Here is a 16,863-nt window from a genome sequence, read left to right on the forward strand (position 1 = left end):
GCAGGCCTGACGAAGCGTCGAACTGCAGCTGAATATGTGGTGGGCTGAGGCGGAAGCCGCAACAAGCCTTGGCGGTGTTAGAACCTGTTTGCACGAGCGAACGGTGGGCTGAAGCCCACCCTACATGGGCGCGTAGGTTGGGGCGGCGCTCCGCTTCACCCTTGTAGGGTGGGCTTTAGCCCACCAGTAACGAAGCCAGCCGCAACAAGCCTTGGCGGCATTAGAACCTGTTTGCACGAGCAAACGGTGGGCTGAAGCCCACCCTACCGGCAGTCTGCAGGGCTTGTGGTGGGCCGGGCGGCGCTCCGCTTCAGCCCGCCCTGCTCAATCACGCCGGGCAGAGCGCTGGCGGATCAGCCGGTACAGGTAAAACAGGACGAACACCACCACCACGCCGGTGGAGATCGGGTCGATGTAATCGGCGACCTTCTCGTACTGCGATTCGAGCAGGAAGCCGGCCAGCGCCAGCAGCGCGGTCCAGACCAGCGAACCCAGCGTCGAATAGAGCAGAAACAGCGCCATCGGCATGCCGACGATACCCGCCGGCACCGAAATGAGGGTGCGCACCGCCGGCACCAGACGGCCGACGAACACCGCACTTTTGCCATGTCGGTCGAACCAGCGGCTCGCCGCATCGACGTCCTCAGGCGACAGCGTCAGCCAATGTCCCCAGCGCTTGGCGAGGCGCTTCATGCGTTCCTGGCCGAGCTTGGCGCCGGCGTAATACCAGGGCAGCGCGCCCGCGACCGAGCCGGCAGTTCCCGCAACGATCACACCGGCGAAATTCAGCTCACCGCGCGCCGCCACGAAACCAGCCAGCGGCATGATCAGTTCGGATGGAATCGGCGGAAAGATATTCTCCAGCAGCATGAGCGCGAACACGCCCAGGTAGCCGAACGCCGAAACGATTTCCACGACCTTATCGAACATCGATTACCTCTGCGGTTGTAGTGTGGCGGCCGGCTCGGCAGTCAATGTCGCCATCTCCGCCGGCGGCAGCGACGCATAGTAATCCGCCAGTGCCTGTATCTGCTCAGGCGTGAGGCGCTGCGCGGCGCTATGCATGATGTGCACGTATTCGCTGCCGCCGCGGCTACCGGCGGTGAACAGGTCCAGCTGCTGCTTCAGATAGCGGGCGTACTGCCCGGCGATGTCTGGATACATCGGATTGCGCGGCGCACGTTTCGGTCCATGGCAATGAACGCATGACGGTACGCCGCGCTCCGGTATGCCGAGTTCGGCCAGCCGTTTGCCATGCGCAAGCACTTCAGGCGCCACGGTGGAGTCGTCTGCGATGGCCGTTACTGACAGCTCGGCATAATGCTTGGCAGCCGCCTTCAATAGCTGAGGTTCGAGTCCGGCAGCGACCGGTTGCATGATGCCGCTGTGGCGCTTACCACTGGCGTAGGCTTGCAACGTGCCGAGCAGATAGGCCTCGCTTTGCCCGGCCAGTCGCGGGACGGCACCGTCGCCGCGCCCGCCGCCATCCGCGCCGTGGCAACGGCTGCAATCAGCCAGCACCGTTTCCAGCGCACCCTTCGGTGATCCGAGGCGTCCTGCGCTGGCGGATTCCCGATTCTCGGCGCGAACATTCAGCGCGAGCTCGCGATAACGCTGCTCGGACATCTCTGGCAATGCCTGGAGAAAAGCCACCATGGCCCAGACTTCATCATCCCGGTTGGCGGCCGGCCAGGCCGGCATGGCAGTGTATTTGATGCCGTGCTTGACGATCCAGAACAGCTCCTGCGGCTCCCATTGCCTGATCCGCGGCGCCAGCGTTGGCGGTTCGGGCGTCATCCCGCGCACGATCGGCGACCGCTCGCGCCCCGGTGCGCCATGGCAAATAGCGCAACCGGTTTCGTAATGCCCGGCGCCCTTGAGCACCAGCGCCGGATCGTCCAGCGGCGGCACCTCGATGCCCATCGACTGAGTGCTCACCGCGCGGCGCATGGCGTAGTGCAACAACCAGCCGCTGGCCTTCCAGTGCCCGGAACTGGCGCTGATCGACACCAGCCCCAGCGAGACGAACACGAAACCGCCCATGCCGGCGAGCGCCGCCATCAATGCCACCGCCGCCAACGTGCGCTTCCAGGACCCGCCCGTCAGCCAGCACAGCCAGCACAGCCAGCGCCGCAGGCGCGACGAACCTAGCCGCAGGATTCGCCTAACTGAGCGAAACGGCATCGCGCTTGTCCTGTAGCAGGCCGAAGAGCAGACACAACCCACCGATCAGGTAGGACGTGCCGCCGAATACCAGCATGATCACGCCGCCGATCTGCTGGTCTTCGAGCGGCGTCAGGCTCGACAGGCCGCTGTGTTCGAACAGCGGTCGGTTGGACATCGTCAGCAGCACGCCGAGCAGCGTCATGTGCATCGAGGTCAGCAGCAACCCGGCGATGCCGGCCAGCGCGCGGCGATGCCGGACGCCACCAAATGCCGCCAGCCACACCAGCAATCCGACGAACAGATAGCTGCCCTGCTCCAGCACCTGCGCGGCCTGCGAAGTGCGGGCCGCGTGGTGCAGCGCCGGCATGTGCCAGGCCCAGACCACGAACAGTTCGATTACCGAAGCCAGGATCGGCGAGAACAGCGCGGGCATGCGGCTGGAAATATCCAGCCGCCCCCCGGCGAGTCCGATCGCCAGCAACGGTGCCGCGACGGCCACCACCATCACGTGCATGAGCATGTGCCCGACGAACATCCGATCCGCCATCGCCGGCAACGGCCCGAGCCAGACCGCCGCCAGCGTGGCCAGGCCGAGCATCGAGGCCAAGGGGCGCCAGATCATTCGCAGCTCCTGACGAAAACCACGCACAGCGCGACGAAAATCGTGGCCACGAAACTCAGGCCACTGAGCAGCAGCGTCGAAAAGCCAAGAAAGCGATGGCGGTCGGCGGGCGTATCGAAATCATGGGGCGCCGTGGCGTGACCGAAGGTATGCATGCGCCAACCGCGCCAGCCGGTCAGGCCGATGCCGATGAGGGCCAAAAGTGTCAGCCCGCCGATGATCAGGCGCAGATCGCCCAGCGGCCCGGTGCGCCCCGCAACCTTGGCGCACCAGACCGCGGCGGCGACATAGCACAGCAGAAAATGCACGGCCCAGATGGTCGGCCCGAAGGTCAACAGCCAGAGCGTGTTGTGCTCGTCAGGCGGCACTTCGGACTGGAGTTCCGGGTGGGTTTCGGCGCGCTCGTTCATGCGACCTCCGGGAAGCCGGCGATGACCGCAACGGTCACGCCAACGGTGATGGCCATGAAATGCCAGTACAACGCGACATTATGGATATCGATGTCGTGCTCGGCAGTCATCCGCCCGGCGGCGCGCCGTGCCAGACCGTAGAGCTGCATGATCAGGCCGACGCCCAAGTGCAGCAGACACCAGAGCACCAGCACCCAGACGGTCGCCGGGTAGACGTTGCTGGTCGGATCGAGCCCGCTGAAATGCGGCCCGGCGAAGAGCGCGCCGGCGCCGGCAATGGTCAGCAGGGCCGCCAGCCCCAGCGCCAGATAAAATTCCGCTGCCTGATCGCGCCCGTTGCAATGGCGCGCCATCAGGGTCAGGCCCCAGGAGGCCAGCACCAGCGCCAGCGCGATCGCCGGCCAGAGCATGCCGGGGCCGGCCGCATCCGCCGGAGGGAAATCCTCGTGCACCGTCCAGAAGAAAAAGTAGCCGAATACCAGGCTGGCGAAGGCGCTCATGTCGCCGATCATGGTGATGAACATGGCCCACCAGCCCACCGACTTGGCGCCCGAGGCGTAGAGCGGCACCGACACGTCCAGGCCGATGTCCTTGCGCGGTTTTTCCGGAATCACCGCAGTGCCGGTCCACAACCAGACGAGGATGGTCACCAAAGCCAGGAAACCGCTGGTCAACGCCGCGACATACCAGCTGTAGGTCGCGAAGATGAACAGCCCGCCGGTGAACACCGCCGCCCAAAAGGCCAGGAAAGTCGGCCCCGGCACCCGCAGGCACTGGATCGGCTCGGCATCGATGATGCTGCTGATCAGCGTCTCGCGCTTGCCTTCCTCGGCGTCCGCCAGATAGAAGCGCCCGGCGTCGACGTCGCGCATCAGGTTGGGCTGGTCCCACAGCGGATAGCGGCCCTTGATGATCGGAATCGAGCGCACGCCCCAGGACTTGCCGGGCATTTCCGCGAGCCATTCGAGGGTGCCGGCATTCCACGGGTTGCGCGGGCTGTAAGGCTGCTTGCCCTTGGGTCGCAGCACGTCCCAGACCAGCACCGCAACACCGGCGGCCAGAATGAAGGCGCCAACCGTGGAGACCATGTTGAGCACGTCGAAACCCATGTCCGGCGCGTAGGTGTAGACGCGGCGCGGCATGCCTAGCAGGCCGGTGAAGTGCATCGGCAGGAAGCCAATGTTGAAGCCGATGAACATCAGCCAGAAGGCGATCCGCCCGAGTTTGTCCGACAGCGTCTTGCTCATCGCCAGCGGGAAGAAGTAGTACAGCCCGGCGATCACCGGAAACAGCATGCCGCCAATCAGCACATAGTGCAGGTGCGCGACGATGAAGTAGGTGTCGTGCGCCTGGAAGTCGAACGGCGCCAGCGCCACCATTACTCCAGTCAGGCCGCCGAGGACGAAGATCGCCAACGCACCGGCGACGAACAGCATCGGCACCGATTTGACGAACCGTCCCGCCAGCGCCGTGGCGAGAAAGCAGAAGATTTGCACACCGGTGGGGATCGCCACCGCCTCGGATGCCGCCGAGAAAAACGCCAGCGAAATGCCCGGCATGCCGGTGGTGAACATGTGGTGCACCCACAGCCCGAAGCTGATGAAGCCGGTACCCACCGCCGCCAGCACGATGAAGCTGTAGCCGACGATGGGCCGTTGCGAGGCGGTGGGCACGATGGTCGCCACCAGCGCCACGGCGGGCAGGAAGATGATGTACACCTCTGGATGGCCGAAGATCCAGAACAGGTGCTGCCACAGCAGTGGATCACCGCCGCGGGTGTGATCGAAGAACGGCCAGTCGAAGGCGCGCTCCAGTTCGAATAGCAGGTCGCCGGCGATCAGCGGCGGGAAGGCGAACAGGATCATTCCCGCCACCACCAGGATGTACCAGCAGTACAGCGGAATCAGGTTGATGCGCATGCCCGGCGGGCGCGTCTTCAGCACGCCGACGATCAGCTCCACCGCCGCCGCGATCGACGCTACTTCGATGAACGACAGCCCGAGCAGCCAGATATCCGCGCCGAGTCCTTCCTGATAGCTGGTGGTCAGCGGCGGATACATGAACCATCCACCCTGGGGCGCGACGCCGAAGAAGATCGAGCCGCAGACGAACACGCCGCCAATGATGAAGCACCAGAAGCCGTAGGCCGACAGTCGCGGAAACGGCAGGTCTCGCGCGCCGAGCATCTGCGGCAGGATGAGGATCGAAAACGCCTCGAAGATCGGCACGCCGAACAGGAACATCATCACCGAGCCGTGCAGCGTGAAGACCTGGTTGTAGGTTTCGGCGGACAGCAGATCGTTATCCGGCACCGCCAGCTGGGCGCGAATCAGCAGCGCCAGTACGCCGGCAAAGAGGAAGAACAGAAAGGACACGCCGGTGTACCAAAGTCCGACCTCGGTGTTGTTTACCGCTGACCAGTAGCGCCAGCCGGTGGGCGTCTTCCAGGCGGCGGCCAGGCGTTCGGCCTGCGCCTTGGCGCGCGTTTCGTCGTGCACGTCCATCGGCTCGCTCATTTCAGTCCGCTCAGGTAGTGCGCCATGGCGTTCAGCTGCTCTTCGGGCAACATGCCGAAGGCGGGCATTCTCACGTCCGGCTTGATCTCGCCGGTATGGCCGATCCAGCGCTGGAAGGCGTCGACATCCGCCGGCAAGGTTCCCGCGCCCAGGCTCAGGCGGCTGCCGACGTGGGTCAGATCGGGGCCGAGCGTGCCGTCGGCCTCCGTGCCACGTACGCTGTGACAGGCGCCGCAGCCGTTGGCGAGAAAAGCCTGCTGGCCTGCTTGCTGCAATTCCGAGTCTGGCGCTCGCGCCGGCTCAGCCTGCCCCGCGAGCCAATCGTCGAACGCCGCCGGCTCCATCACCACAACGGGAAAATTCATCAGCGCATGCGCGGTGCCGCAATACTCGGCGCAGGCGCCACGAAAGGTGCCGGTACGCGTCGGTTCCAGCACCAGTTGAGTGGTGCGGCCGGGAATCATGTCGACCTTGCCGCCCAGCGAAGGAATCCAGAACGAGTGAATCACGTCCGGGCTGGTCAGGCTGAAGGCCACCCGCTGGCCGACCGGCAGACGAATCTCGTTGGCCAGCTCCACCTTGTCGCCGGCCTCGGTTTCGTAGCGCACCCGCCACCACCACTGCTCGCCCGAGACATCGACCTGCAGGTCGATATCGGCCGTCGAGCGTAGCGGCTGAATCAGCATCAGCCCGTAGATCAGCAGCGCGGTGAGCACCACGACAGGAAAGACGATTCCGCCGCCCAGGATCAGCCAGCGCGCGCTGCGAATGCCATGCGCTTCGGGGTGCGCGCGGGTGACGTAGTAGGCGATGCCCATGACCAGCGCCCAGATCAGCAGGCCGCCGCCGCACATCCACCAGAAGAGTTCGGCGATGCGTTCGGCACCGGTGCCGGCGGGGTTCAGCGTCGACTGCTGACCGTCACAGGCGACCAACAGCGCCACGGGCAACAGAGCGAAGCCGCGTCGCCAGGGCCGCATAGGCGGGTTGTCGTTGGTCGGCAGAGGCCACATGGTCCGGCTCGTCGAAAGTCTATTGCGTGTGACCTACGACCATACGGAAAAGTTGATTCAGGGCCGCGTGGCAGTCTCGATACGCTCCGCCGCCTCGGACGCTTCGGGATCGGTGGTGACGCCGATACGCCGCAGATACCAGAGATACGCCAGATGCGAACAACCCCAGCCCAGCAGCACGCCCGCCGCATTGGCCAGCATGTCGCCCGACGATGCCTGGCGATTGGGCAGAAAGCTCTGACCGACCTCGATCAGCAAGGCCGCGCCAAGGCTGGCCAGAACGGTCCAGACCACCCGCCATTGCGGGAAGGCCAGGCGCAGCGTGAAGGTCAATGCCGCAAAGCCCAGCATGTGGTGCAGCTTGTCCTGTTGGTCGAACACCTGCGGCACGGGTTCAGGCCGCAGCCCGCTGAACAGGATGACCCCCAGGACCACGATGAAGGGCAACGCACGCAAGCAATTCATAGGCAAACGGAAACTCTCGCAGTGGTCGGGGTGAAGGGTGAGCAGGACCCGAACGGGAGGAAATGGAGGCCATGTTGGCCGGCGCGTAAGATAGCAGCCGCGTGACGCGGTACGTACCGAGCCTGCTGCCCGGCTCGCACGCTATGGAGGCTGAATAAGGTCGATAGTTCGCGTCCAGTTGCAACTAATTGCTCGGCGGTCGTGAGCATGCGCGGGTCAGCCGGCATTGCTTTTGGGCCATTGCCTTTCATTAAACCGAACCGCGATCGCAGGGTCCCACTGAATAGGATCGTCAAAAGCCGCGGCGCCCGGGCACTTGCCTCTGGCGCCATCGCCTATGGAAAACAATGTTGACTCAACCGACGTCTACGCCCGGCAGATTGCAGCGTCACCCGAACAGCGACACGCTGACGATCGGAGGCGATTGGACGTTGCGGCATTACGCGGCGCTGCGGCGTGAGATCGAACAGGCACGCCATCAGGTCACTGACGTTGATCGCGTCGAGCTCGATGCCATGGGCGATCTGGATACCGCTGGCGCCGGGCTGTTGGTTGAGCTGCTCGGCTCGGCGCGCATCGCCAGCCTGCCGGAATGGGCGCCGCAACTGCCACCGGAACGCCAGGCGTTGTTGCAGACCGTCGCCGCCGCGCTGGATCAACCGCAAGCCAAACAGGAACCAGAAACTAACGGGCTGGCCGACGTGCTGGCGCATATCGGGCGCAGCGTAGCCGGCGTCTGGAACCAGCAACGCACCTTGCTCGGTTTCATCGGCCTGACGCTGCAAACGCTGTTCACCGTCATCTTCAACCCGCGCCGCTGGCGCATCACCGCGCTGGTCGCGCACATCGAGCAGACCGGTCTGGACGCCATTCCCATCGTCGCCCTGCTGACCTTTCTGGTCGGCGCGGTGGTGGCCTTTCTCGGCGCCACAGTGCTGGCCGATTTCGGCGCGACGATCTACACGGTCAACCTGGTGGCCTTTTCCTTCCTGCGTGAATTCGGCGTGTTGCTGGCCGCGATCCTGCTGGCCGGGCGCACCGCCAGCGCCTTCGCCGCGCAGATCGGCGCGATGAAGGCCAACGAGGAAATCGACGCCATCCGCGCCATCGGCCTGAGCCCCATCGAGCTGCTGGTGCTGCCACGGGTGCTGGCGATGCTGATTACCCTGCCGATCCTGACCTTCATCGGCATGCTCAGCGGCATCGTCGGCGGGCTGGTGGTCTGTTCGCTGGCGCTGGATATTTCGCCGGCGATGTTCTTCACCATCCTGCAGCGCGACATCTCCATCAACCACTTTCTGGTCGGCCTGGGCAAGGCGCCGGTATTTGCCTTTCTGATCGCCGTGATCGGCTGTCTGGAAGGCTTCAAGGCCAGCGGTAGCGCGCAGTCGGTGGGCGAACACACCACCTCCAGCGTGGTGCAGTCGATCTTCATGGTGATCCTGCTCGATGCCATCGCCGCGCTGTTCTTCATGGAGATGGGCTGGTGAGAACGGAACAACCCGTCATCCAGGTCAGGGGCCTGGTCAATCGCTTTGGCAGCCAGGCGGTGCACGTCAATCTCGACCTGGATATCCGTCGCGGCGAAATTCTCGGCGTGGTCGGTGGCTCCGGCACCGGCAAATCGGTCCTGCTGCGCAGCATCGTCGGCCTGCGTCAGCCCAACGCCGGCAGCGTCAAGGTGTTTGGCGAGAACCTGCTTAAGCTGTCGACGGAGCGCCGTTCAGAGATCGAACGACGCTTCGGCGTGCTGTTTCAGCGCGGCGCCCTATTCACCTCGCTGAATCTGCAGGAGAACGTTGCCCTGCCATTAATCGAACACGCCGGGCTCAAGCGCGCCGATGCCGAGCATCTGGCCCGGCAGAAACTGGCGCTGGCCGGGCTGCCGCCCGACGCCGCCTGCAAGTACCCCGACGAGCTGTCCGGCGGCATGGTCAAGCGCGCCGCCCTGGCTCGCGCCCTGGCGCTGGATCCGGAAGTACTGTTCCTCGACGAGCCCACCGCAGGCCTCGATCCCATCGGCGCAGCGGCCTTCGATCAGCTGATCCTGACCCTGCGCGATGCCCTGGGTTTCAGCGTATTTCTGGTCACCCACGACCTAGACACGCTCTACACCATCTGCGACCGCGTTGCGGTGCTGGCGCAGAAACGGGTGCTGGCGGTCGATACCCTGGAGGCCGTCGCTGCCACGGACGACGCTTGGATTCGCGATTATTTTCACGGCCCGCGTGGCCGCGCCGCGCAGGATGCCGCGCAAAAACTGGAGATTACTTGAATGGAAACCCGTGCCCACCACGTCCTGATTGGACTGTTCACCGTGCTCGCGGTCGGCTGCGCGCTGCTCTTCGCGTTGTGGCTGGGCAAGTCCAGCATCGACCGCGAGTACAGCTATTACGACGTTGGCTTCAGCCAGGCGGTCAGCGGTCTGTCCAGCGGCAGCTCGGTGGAATACAGCGGCATCAAGGTCGGCGATGTCACCGACCTGTGGCTCGATCCGGAAGACCCGCGCAAGGTCCGCGCGCGCATTCGCGTCTATGGCGGCACGCCGATCAAGACCGACACTCAAGCCCGCCTGGCGCTGGCCAACATCACCGGCAGCATGGTCATCCAGCTGCACGGCGGCAAGCCGGAAAGCCCACGCCTGGAAGGCAACCGGGATGAACCGCCGCTGATCATCGCCGACCCATCCCCACTCAGCGCGCTGCTAGAAAACGGCGAAGACCTGATGAGCAACATCAACAACCTGCTGCTCAGCGCCAACAAGATCTTTTCCGAAGAAAATACCGACCGTCTCAGCCGCACGCTGGAGCATCTGGAGCAGGCCACCAGCGTGCTGTCCGACCAGCGCGGCGACCTGGCCCAGACGCTGCAGCAGTTCAATCAATTGAGCCAACAGGCCAATACCGTCATGGATGAACTGTCGAGCCTGGCGCGCAATGCCAACGGCCTGCTCGACGATCAGGGCCGCAGCGTGCTCGACAGTGCCGCGCAGTCGATGAGTGCGCTGGATCGCACCACCTCCCGCCTGGATACGCTGCTCGAAGAAAACCAGGGTGCGTTGAACAACGGCATGCAGGGTTTCAACGACCTCGGTCCGGCAATCAACGAATTGCGCAGCACCCTCGGTGCGTTGCGCCGGGTAACCCAGCGCCTGGAAGACAACCCGAGTGGCTTCCTGCTCGGCCGCGACAAACTGCAGGAGTTCACCCCATGAGCCTTCGCCAAACCTCGTTCCGCCTCGCCCTGTCCGGACTGATCATGGCGCTCGCGGCGTGTTCGATCCTGCCTGAGTCCGAAATCCTGCGAATCTTCCTGCTGCCGACCGCGACGACCTCCCAGCAGCCCCGCGAGCCGGAGCTGCAGCACGCGCTGCGCATCAATACGCCGCAGGCCAGCCGCATCCTCTCCAGCTCGAGGATCGCCGTGGTGCCGCAAGGCAATCAGATCAGCGCCTACCAGGGTGCTCGCTGGAGCGATGCGGCGCCGATGCTGCTGCGCGATCGCCTGATCGAAGCCTTCCAGCGCGACGGGCGCATGCCTTCGGTGAGCAATGAAGAAGTGAACCTCTACGCCGATCTCGGCCTGCACAGCGATCTGCGCGCTTTTCAAACCGAATACGTCGACGGTGAGCCGCAGATAGTGATCCGCCTCGATGCGCGCCTGTTGAACCTGCACGATCAGCACACCTTATCCAGCCGGCGTTTCGAAGTGCGCCAGCCCAGCGCCGACCCCAGCGTGGAAAGCGTGGTCGAGGCGTTCGGCCAGGCCAGCGACACGCTGAGCCGCGAGGTGCTCGAATGGACCCTTTCCCACGCACGGCAACTGCCGCAAGGCTGAGCGCCTCCGCTACCCCTGCTTATCAAGGCGGGTTGTGCTCCGAGTATGCCCCGCCCGTCCCTACCGTTCATCGCACCAGCTACAGCTCGCGCGCGGCCCGACGATAACAGCCGGTCAGTGCCCCTTTTCAATCGGGGCCGTATCAGCTTTTGAAGGTGTTCCATGTCGCTGTCACTGCGAAAGAAAATCGTGCTCTCCACCTGCGCCGCAGTGCTGCTCGCCGGCGCCAGCCAGTTGTCGCTGAACTTCATCGAGAGCCGCAAAAGTCTGGAGAGCCACATCGCCGAGCAGGTCGCCATCGCCAGCAAGACCTTCAGCGCCAGCGTGCGCTACTGGCTGCAGAGCAAGGAAGCGGCGCTGCTGTCCGTACCGGTCGACGAAACGTCGGCGCTGCACGGTGCGCTGGTGCAGGCGAAGGTCGCTGGCGGGTTCGAGAACGTGTTCTTCGCTCGCGCCGATGGCAGCCAGATCAACGCCGATCAGGTCAGCCTGCCGGCGGACAACAACGATCCGCGCCGCTGGAAGTGGTATCAGCAAGCGCTGCTGACACCGAGCGAGGTCTACATTTCCACACCCAGCGTGGCGGCGGCGACCGGCCAGTTCGTGCTTTCGCTGGGGCGTACCCTGCAGCACAACGGGCAGGCGCTCGGTGTCCTGGGTGCCGACGTCGGCATGGGCGAGATTCTCGATCAGTTGAAACAGATCGAACTTCCGGGCGATGGCCTGGCGTTCTTCATCGACAAGCAGGGCACCGTGCTCGGCCACCCGGATAGCGCTTACCTGGACAAAAAGGTGACGGCGCTTTATCCGGCGCTGGATCAGGCGACGCTCGCCGGCCTGGTTGCCCACAGTGGCACGCGGCACCTGCTCGATGGTGACGGCAAGCGCCTTTACGCCGCGCCGATCGGCCATGCCGATCAGGTGCTGGTCATGGTGTTGGACGACGCCGTACTGGCGGCGCCGCTGTATCGCCAGCTGTGGACGGGCCTCGCCGCCTTCGGCGTGATTCTGATCATCTCGCTGACCGCCATCGGCCTGCTGTGCACCTGGCTGCTGCGGCCGCTCGGCGTGGTCTCCGCGGGCCTGCGGGTAATCGCCGACGGCAACGGCGATCTGACCCAGCGCATCCCCGAAGCGAGCAACGATGAGTTGGGCAGCCTTGCTCGGCATTTCAACCAGTTCGTCGGCAGCCTGCATACGCTGGTCGGTCACATTCGCCGCCACGCCGAAGATATCGGTGGCGAGTCCGGTGACGTGCTGCAGCGCAGCAGCCTGTCGGTCGCCGAGCTCGGGCGCCTGCAGCAGGAGCTGGCGCTGGTCGCCACGGCGGTGACCGAGATGGCCTCGGCCACCCAGGAAATCGCCGGCAATGCCGAGCGCACCGCGCAGTCGGCGCAGCAATCGACGCACAACAGCCAACAGGGGCTGGAACTGGTGCGCAATACCCAGCGTTCAATCACCGGCCTGGCCGACGAGGTCGCGCAGGCTACCGGTGTGATTGCCGAGCTGAGCCAGCACTCGCAGTCGATCTCCGGCGTGCTGGCCAGCATTCAAGGCATCGCCGAGCAGACCAACCTGCTGGCACTGAACGCCGCGATCGAAGCCGCGCGCGCCGGCGAGCAGGGCCGTGGATTCGCCGTGGTGGCCGACGAGGTGCGGGTACTGTCGCAGCGCACGCATGCATCGACGCAGGAAATCCAGGCGACCATCGCCACGTTCCAGCGCATCACCCAGAACGCCGTGGACAAGATGGACAGCAGCCGCGCACTGGCCGAGCGCAGCGTGAACGACGCTCAGCAGGCGTCCGCCGCGCTGGAGGAAATCACCCAGGCGGCGCAGCAGATTTCCGATATGTCCATGCAGATCGCCGCCGCGGCCGAAGAGCAGTCCGCCGTCACCGAGGAGATCACCCGCAACGTGGTGACCATCAAGTCGCTGGGCGACACGCTGGCGACCAACTCGGTGGAAGGCGAGCGGCAGGCGCACCTGCTGCAAGGGCATGCCAGCGAGCTGAACGATAAGGTCGGTCGCTTCATTCTCTGAGACGTTCCTCTTATGAGCGGGCCCGAAACGGCGTCAGACTCCGTCTTCGGGCCGCCTCGGCGAACGGCTCGCCCGGAGCCGGGCGTGCCTTTTGCCATTCATGCCGCCGGCCTTCCTCTGCATCGCCACGCGCGTTGAACGAGCCAGGCGCGCACTTGCGCAGATAAAGGCATCCCCCGCCGCCAACTTGGTCGCTCCGCCGCGTAACGTGCCGACATCGTTGCCTGCCGAAGACGCCGGCCTCAGACTTACATCACCGCCTCACATCTCCAGACCACGGCTGGGAATTTTTGTATTTTCAGCAGGTCTATCCTGCCGACATGCCAAGAGCCTGTTGCTCTGTAGCGCGCCAAGGAAGCCAATCATCATGCGCATTCTCGTAACCGGCGGAGCCGGATTCATCGGCTCTGCACTGATCCGTCACCTCATCCAAGACACCCCGCACAGCGTCCTTAACCTGGACAAGCTGACCTATGCCGGCAATCTGGAGTCGCTGGCAGAAGTGCAGAGCAGCGACCGTTATCAGTTCCTGCAAGCCGACATCGCCGATCGCGAGCGCGTGGCCGAAGCGCTGCTGGAATTCCAGCCAGACGCCATCATGCATCTGGCCGCCGAATCCCACGTCGATCGCTCCATCGACGGCCCGGCCGAATTCATCCAGACCAACATCGTCGGTACCTATCAACTGCTGGAAGCCGCCCGTGCCTACTGGCAGACGCTGCCCGAAGGCCGTCGCCAGGCGTTCCGCTTCCATCACATTTCCACCGATGAGGTATACGGCGACCTGCACGGCGTCGACGATCTGTTCACCGAAACCACGCCCTACGCGCCCAGCTCGCCCTATTCGGCGAGCAAGGCCTCGTCGGATCACCTGGTCCGCGCCTGGCAGCGCACCTACGGCTTGCCGGTGCTGATCACCAATTGCTCGAACAACTACGGGCCGTATCACTTCCCAGAGAAGCTGATCCCGCTGGTAATTCTCAACGCGCTGGATGGCAAGCCGCTGCCGGTCTACGGCGATGGCGCCCAGGTGCGTGACTGGCTGTTCGTGGAAGATCACGCTCGCGCGCTGTTCAAGGTGGTCAGCGAAGGCCAGGTCGGCGAGACCTACAACATTGGCGGCCACAACGAGCAGAAAAACATCGACGTGGTGCGTGGCATCTGCGCCCTGCTCGAAGAACTGGCGCCGCAGAAGCCGGAAGGTTTGGCGCGTTATGAGGACCTGATCACCTTCGTCAAGGACCGTCCCGGCCACGATCTGCGCTACGCCATCGACGCCAGCAAGATCGAGCGCGAGCTGGGCTGGGTCCCGCGGGAAACCTTTGAGACCGGTCTGCGCAAGACGGTGGAGTGGTACCTGAACAATCTGGAATGGTGCCGTCGCGTTCAGGACGGCAGCTATCAACGTGAGCGCCTTGGCGCGCTGGAGAACGCATGAAAGGAATCATCCTCGCCGGAGGCTCCGGCACCCGTCTGCACCCCATCACCCTGGGCGTATCCAAGCAGCTGCTGCCGATCTACGACAAACCGATGGCCTACTACCCGATCTCGGTGCTGATGCTGGCTGGGATCCGCGACATCCTGCTGATCTCCACCCCCCAGGACCTGCCGCAGTACAAGAACCTGCTGGGCGACGGCAGCCAGTTCGGCGTCAATTTCAGCTACGCCGAACAGCCTTCGCCGGACGGCCTGGCCCAGGCCTTCCTGATCGGTGAAGAATTCATCGGCGACGACTCGGTGTGCCTGATCCTCGGCGACAACATCTTCCACGGCCAGCACTTCACCGAGAAGCTGCAGCGCGCCTCGGCACAGCAGAAAGGCGCTACGGTGTTCGGCTACTGGGTCAAGGACCCTGAGCGTTTCGGCGTGATCGATTTCGACGAGAACGGCAAGGCGCTGTCCATCGAAGAGAAGCCGGCGAAACCGAAGTCGAGCTACGCGGTGACCGGCCTGTATTTCTACGACAACGACGTGATCGAGATCGCCAAGTCGATCAAGCCCTCGCCGCGCGGCGAGCTGGAAATCACCGACGTCAACAATGCCTACCTCAAGCGCGGCGACCTAAATGTCGAGCGCTTCGGTCGCGGCTTCGCCTGGCTCGACACCGGCACCCACGACAGCCTGCTGGAAGCCTCGCAGTACGTGCAGACCATCGAGCACCGCCAAGGCCTGAAGGTCGCCTGCCTGGAAGAGATCGCCTACCAGCACAAGTGGATCGACCGCGAGCAGCTGCTGCAGCGCGCCGATGCACTGGGCAAGACCGGCTATGGCCAGTACCTGTTCAAGCTGGCGGGTGAAACCGCATGAAGATCATCGAAACCGAAATTCCCGACGTGCTGATCATCGAGCCCAAGGTCTTCGGTGACGAACGCGGGTTCTTCTACGAAAGCTTCAACGCCGCCGCATTCGAAGCCGCGACGGGACTCAAGCGCACCTTCGTCCAGGACAACCATTCCAAGTCCCAGCGCGGCGTGCTGCGGGGCCTGCACTATCAAATCCAGCAGCCCCAGGGGAAGCTGGTGCGGGTCGTGGCTGGCGAAGTGTTCGACGTGGCGGTGGACCTGCGGCGCAGCTCGCCCAGTTTCGGCCGCTGGGTCGGTACCCACCTGAGCGCACAGAATCAGCGTCAGCTGTGGATTCCGGAAGGTTTCGCGCACGGCTTCGTGGTACTCAGCGAGAGCGCCGAATTCCTCTACAAGACCACCGACTACTACGCGCCGGCCCATGAGCGCTCGTTGCTCTGGAACGATCCGCAGATCGGCATCGATTGGCCATTCAGCGAGCCGCCTCAGCTGTCGCAGAAGGATATTGACGGCAAGGTACTCAGCGAGGCGGAGCTGTTCGCATGAAAATTCTCATCACCGGTAGCAGGGGGCAACTGTCTCGGGAGCTGCAACTGGCGCTCGCCGGTGAGGGAAAGGTACTCGCCCTGGGACACAACGTACTGGACCTGGCCAAACCGGCGGAGATTCGCCGGCAGGTTCGCCTGCTGCGTCCCGACCTGATCATCAACGCGGCTGCCTATACCGCCGTCGACTCGGCGCAGGCTGATCACGAACAGGCCTTCGCGGTGAACGCCGTCGGCCCCGGCGTACTGGCCGAGGAAGCGACCGCTCTTGGCGTGCCGCTGATTCATTACTCCACCGATTACGTCTTCGACGGTCGCAAATCCGAGCCGTATCGGGAGGAGGATCAGCCAGCCCCTTTGAGCGTGTACGGCGAAAGCAAGCTGGCCGGTGAGCAGGCGGTTCAGGCGGTCGGCGGCAAGCATCTGATTCTGCGTACCAGCTGGGTCTACTCATCGCACGGTCACAACTTCTTGCTGACCATGCAGCGCCTGCTGCAGGAGCGCGATTCGCTGTCGGTCGTCGACGATGAAATCGGTGCGCCGACCTGGGCTGGTACCCTCGCCACGGTCACCGCCGAGCTGGTGCGCAAATGGCGCAACGGCAGCGGCGGCCCCAGCGGGCTCTATCATCTGACCGCCAACGGCGAGACTTCCTGGTACGGCTTCGCCTGCAGCATCGCCGAACACCTGAGCCAGCAGGGTCGCCTGCGCGCCAGCCTCGAACCCATCCTGTCCAGCGACTACCCCACCGCCGCTCAGCGCCCGCTCAATTCGCGCCTCAACTGCTCACGCTTGCAGCGCGACTGGAACATCGAATTGCCAGACTGGGAAGACGCCTTGCATCAGTGCCTGAACAGCCCGCGCAACGTGCAGACCGGGCAAGACGCCGTCGCTGCGCAGAACGCTTGATTCCGGATCGAAACCAAGCGACGGCCCTGCGGCG

16 protein-coding genes are annotated in these 16,863 nt (G+C 64.3%); 9 read left to right on the plus strand and 7 right to left on the minus strand.

Annotated features, from left to right (window positions below; genetic code table 11):
- Positions 1-324: 324 nt before the first annotated feature.
- From NA645_RS11300 to NA645_RS11330, 7 genes are read right to left on the minus strand one after another with little or no spacing between them, the layout of a single operon-like run.
- Positions 325-930: a DedA family protein gene (locus tag NA645_RS11300; protein ID WP_256048887.1), complete on the minus strand. Its 606-nt coding sequence runs from the start codon at positions 928-930 to the stop codon at positions 325-327.
- Positions 931-933: 3 nt separating this feature from the next.
- Positions 934-2,184 (minus strand): c-type cytochrome, encoded by a 1,251-nt coding sequence (locus NA645_RS11305; RefSeq protein WP_256048888.1) that lies wholly within the window; start codon positions 2,182-2,184, stop codon positions 934-936.
- Positions 2,165-2,788, minus strand: a complete 624-nt coding sequence (locus tag NA645_RS11310) for a cytochrome c oxidase assembly protein (RefSeq protein WP_256048889.1) — start codon at positions 2,786-2,788, stop codon at positions 2,165-2,167. Before NA645_RS11310 ends, NA645_RS11305 begins: the two co-directional genes overlap by 20 nt.
- Positions 2,785-3,198 (minus strand): hypothetical protein, encoded by a 414-nt coding sequence (locus NA645_RS11315; protein WP_256048890.1) that lies wholly within the window; start codon positions 3,196-3,198, stop codon positions 2,785-2,787. The genes NA645_RS11310 and NA645_RS11315 overlap by 4 nt, the downstream gene beginning before the upstream one ends.
- The gene (gene ctaD / locus NA645_RS11320; protein WP_256048891.1) at positions 3,195-5,714 is read right to left on the minus strand and encodes a cytochrome c oxidase subunit I; all 2,520 of its coding nucleotides are present in this window, start codon (positions 5,712-5,714) and stop codon (positions 3,195-3,197) included. Before ctaD ends, NA645_RS11315 begins: the two co-directional genes overlap by 4 nt.
- Complete coding sequence (gene coxB / locus NA645_RS11325; RefSeq protein ID WP_256048892.1) at positions 5,711-6,727, minus strand: cytochrome c oxidase subunit II; 1,017 nt, start codon at positions 6,725-6,727, stop codon at positions 5,711-5,713. The genes ctaD and coxB overlap by 4 nt, the downstream gene beginning before the upstream one ends.
- 57 nt (positions 6,728-6,784) lie before the next feature.
- A complete protein-coding gene (locus NA645_RS11330) occupies positions 6,785-7,192 on the minus strand; it encodes a VanZ family protein (protein WP_256049005.1) in 408 nt (135 codons plus the stop codon).
- 347 nt (positions 7,193-7,539) lie between these two features.
- Here NA645_RS11330 and NA645_RS11335 point away from each other — a divergent pair, with 347 nt between their 5' ends.
- From NA645_RS11335 to rfbD, 9 genes are all read left to right on the plus strand, one after another.
- Entirely contained in the window at positions 7,540-8,682 is a 1,143-nt protein-coding gene (locus NA645_RS11335; RefSeq protein ID WP_256048893.1) for an ABC transporter permease, read from the plus strand.
- On the plus strand, positions 8,679-9,467 hold the full coding sequence (locus NA645_RS11340; protein ID WP_256048894.1) for an ABC transporter ATP-binding protein: 789 nt from the start codon (positions 8,679-8,681) through the stop codon (positions 9,465-9,467). The genes NA645_RS11335 and NA645_RS11340 overlap by 4 nt, the downstream gene beginning before the upstream one ends.
- Positions 9,468-10,406 (plus strand): MlaD family protein, encoded by a 939-nt coding sequence (locus tag NA645_RS11345; protein ID WP_256048895.1) that lies wholly within the window; start codon positions 9,468-9,470, stop codon positions 10,404-10,406.
- Positions 10,403-11,029 (plus strand): ABC-type transport auxiliary lipoprotein family protein, encoded by a 627-nt coding sequence (locus NA645_RS11350; RefSeq protein WP_256048896.1) that lies wholly within the window; start codon positions 10,403-10,405, stop codon positions 11,027-11,029. The genes NA645_RS11345 and NA645_RS11350 overlap by 4 nt, the downstream gene beginning before the upstream one ends.
- A 162-nt stretch (positions 11,030-11,191) precedes the next feature.
- Positions 11,192-13,072 (plus strand): methyl-accepting chemotaxis protein, encoded by a 1,881-nt coding sequence (locus tag NA645_RS11355; protein ID WP_256048897.1) that lies wholly within the window; start codon positions 11,192-11,194, stop codon positions 13,070-13,072.
- A 367-nt stretch (positions 13,073-13,439) separates the two neighbouring features.
- On the plus strand, positions 13,440-14,510 hold the full coding sequence (gene rfbB, locus NA645_RS11360) for a dTDP-glucose 4,6-dehydratase (RefSeq protein WP_256048898.1): 1,071 nt from the start codon (positions 13,440-13,442) through the stop codon (positions 14,508-14,510).
- Entirely contained in the window at positions 14,507-15,379 is an 873-nt protein-coding gene (rfbA, locus tag NA645_RS11365) for a glucose-1-phosphate thymidylyltransferase RfbA (protein ID WP_131649050.1), read from the plus strand. The genes rfbB and rfbA overlap by 4 nt, the downstream gene beginning before the upstream one ends.
- The gene (gene rfbC, locus NA645_RS11370; RefSeq protein WP_256048899.1) at positions 15,376-15,921 is read left to right on the plus strand and encodes a dTDP-4-dehydrorhamnose 3,5-epimerase; all 546 of its coding nucleotides are present in this window, start codon (positions 15,376-15,378) and stop codon (positions 15,919-15,921) included. Before rfbA ends, rfbC begins: the two co-directional genes overlap by 4 nt.
- The gene (rfbD, locus tag NA645_RS11375; protein WP_256048900.1) at positions 15,918-16,829 is read left to right on the plus strand and encodes a dTDP-4-dehydrorhamnose reductase; all 912 of its coding nucleotides are present in this window, start codon (positions 15,918-15,920) and stop codon (positions 16,827-16,829) included. The genes rfbC and rfbD overlap by 4 nt, the downstream gene beginning before the upstream one ends.
- The last annotated feature ends 34 nt before the right edge of the window (positions 16,830-16,863 follow it).

It is taken from the genome of Stutzerimonas stutzeri, assembly GCF_024448955.1.
Classification (GTDB): Bacteria; Pseudomonadota; Gammaproteobacteria; order Pseudomonadales; family Pseudomonadaceae; genus Stutzerimonas; species Stutzerimonas stutzeri_AQ.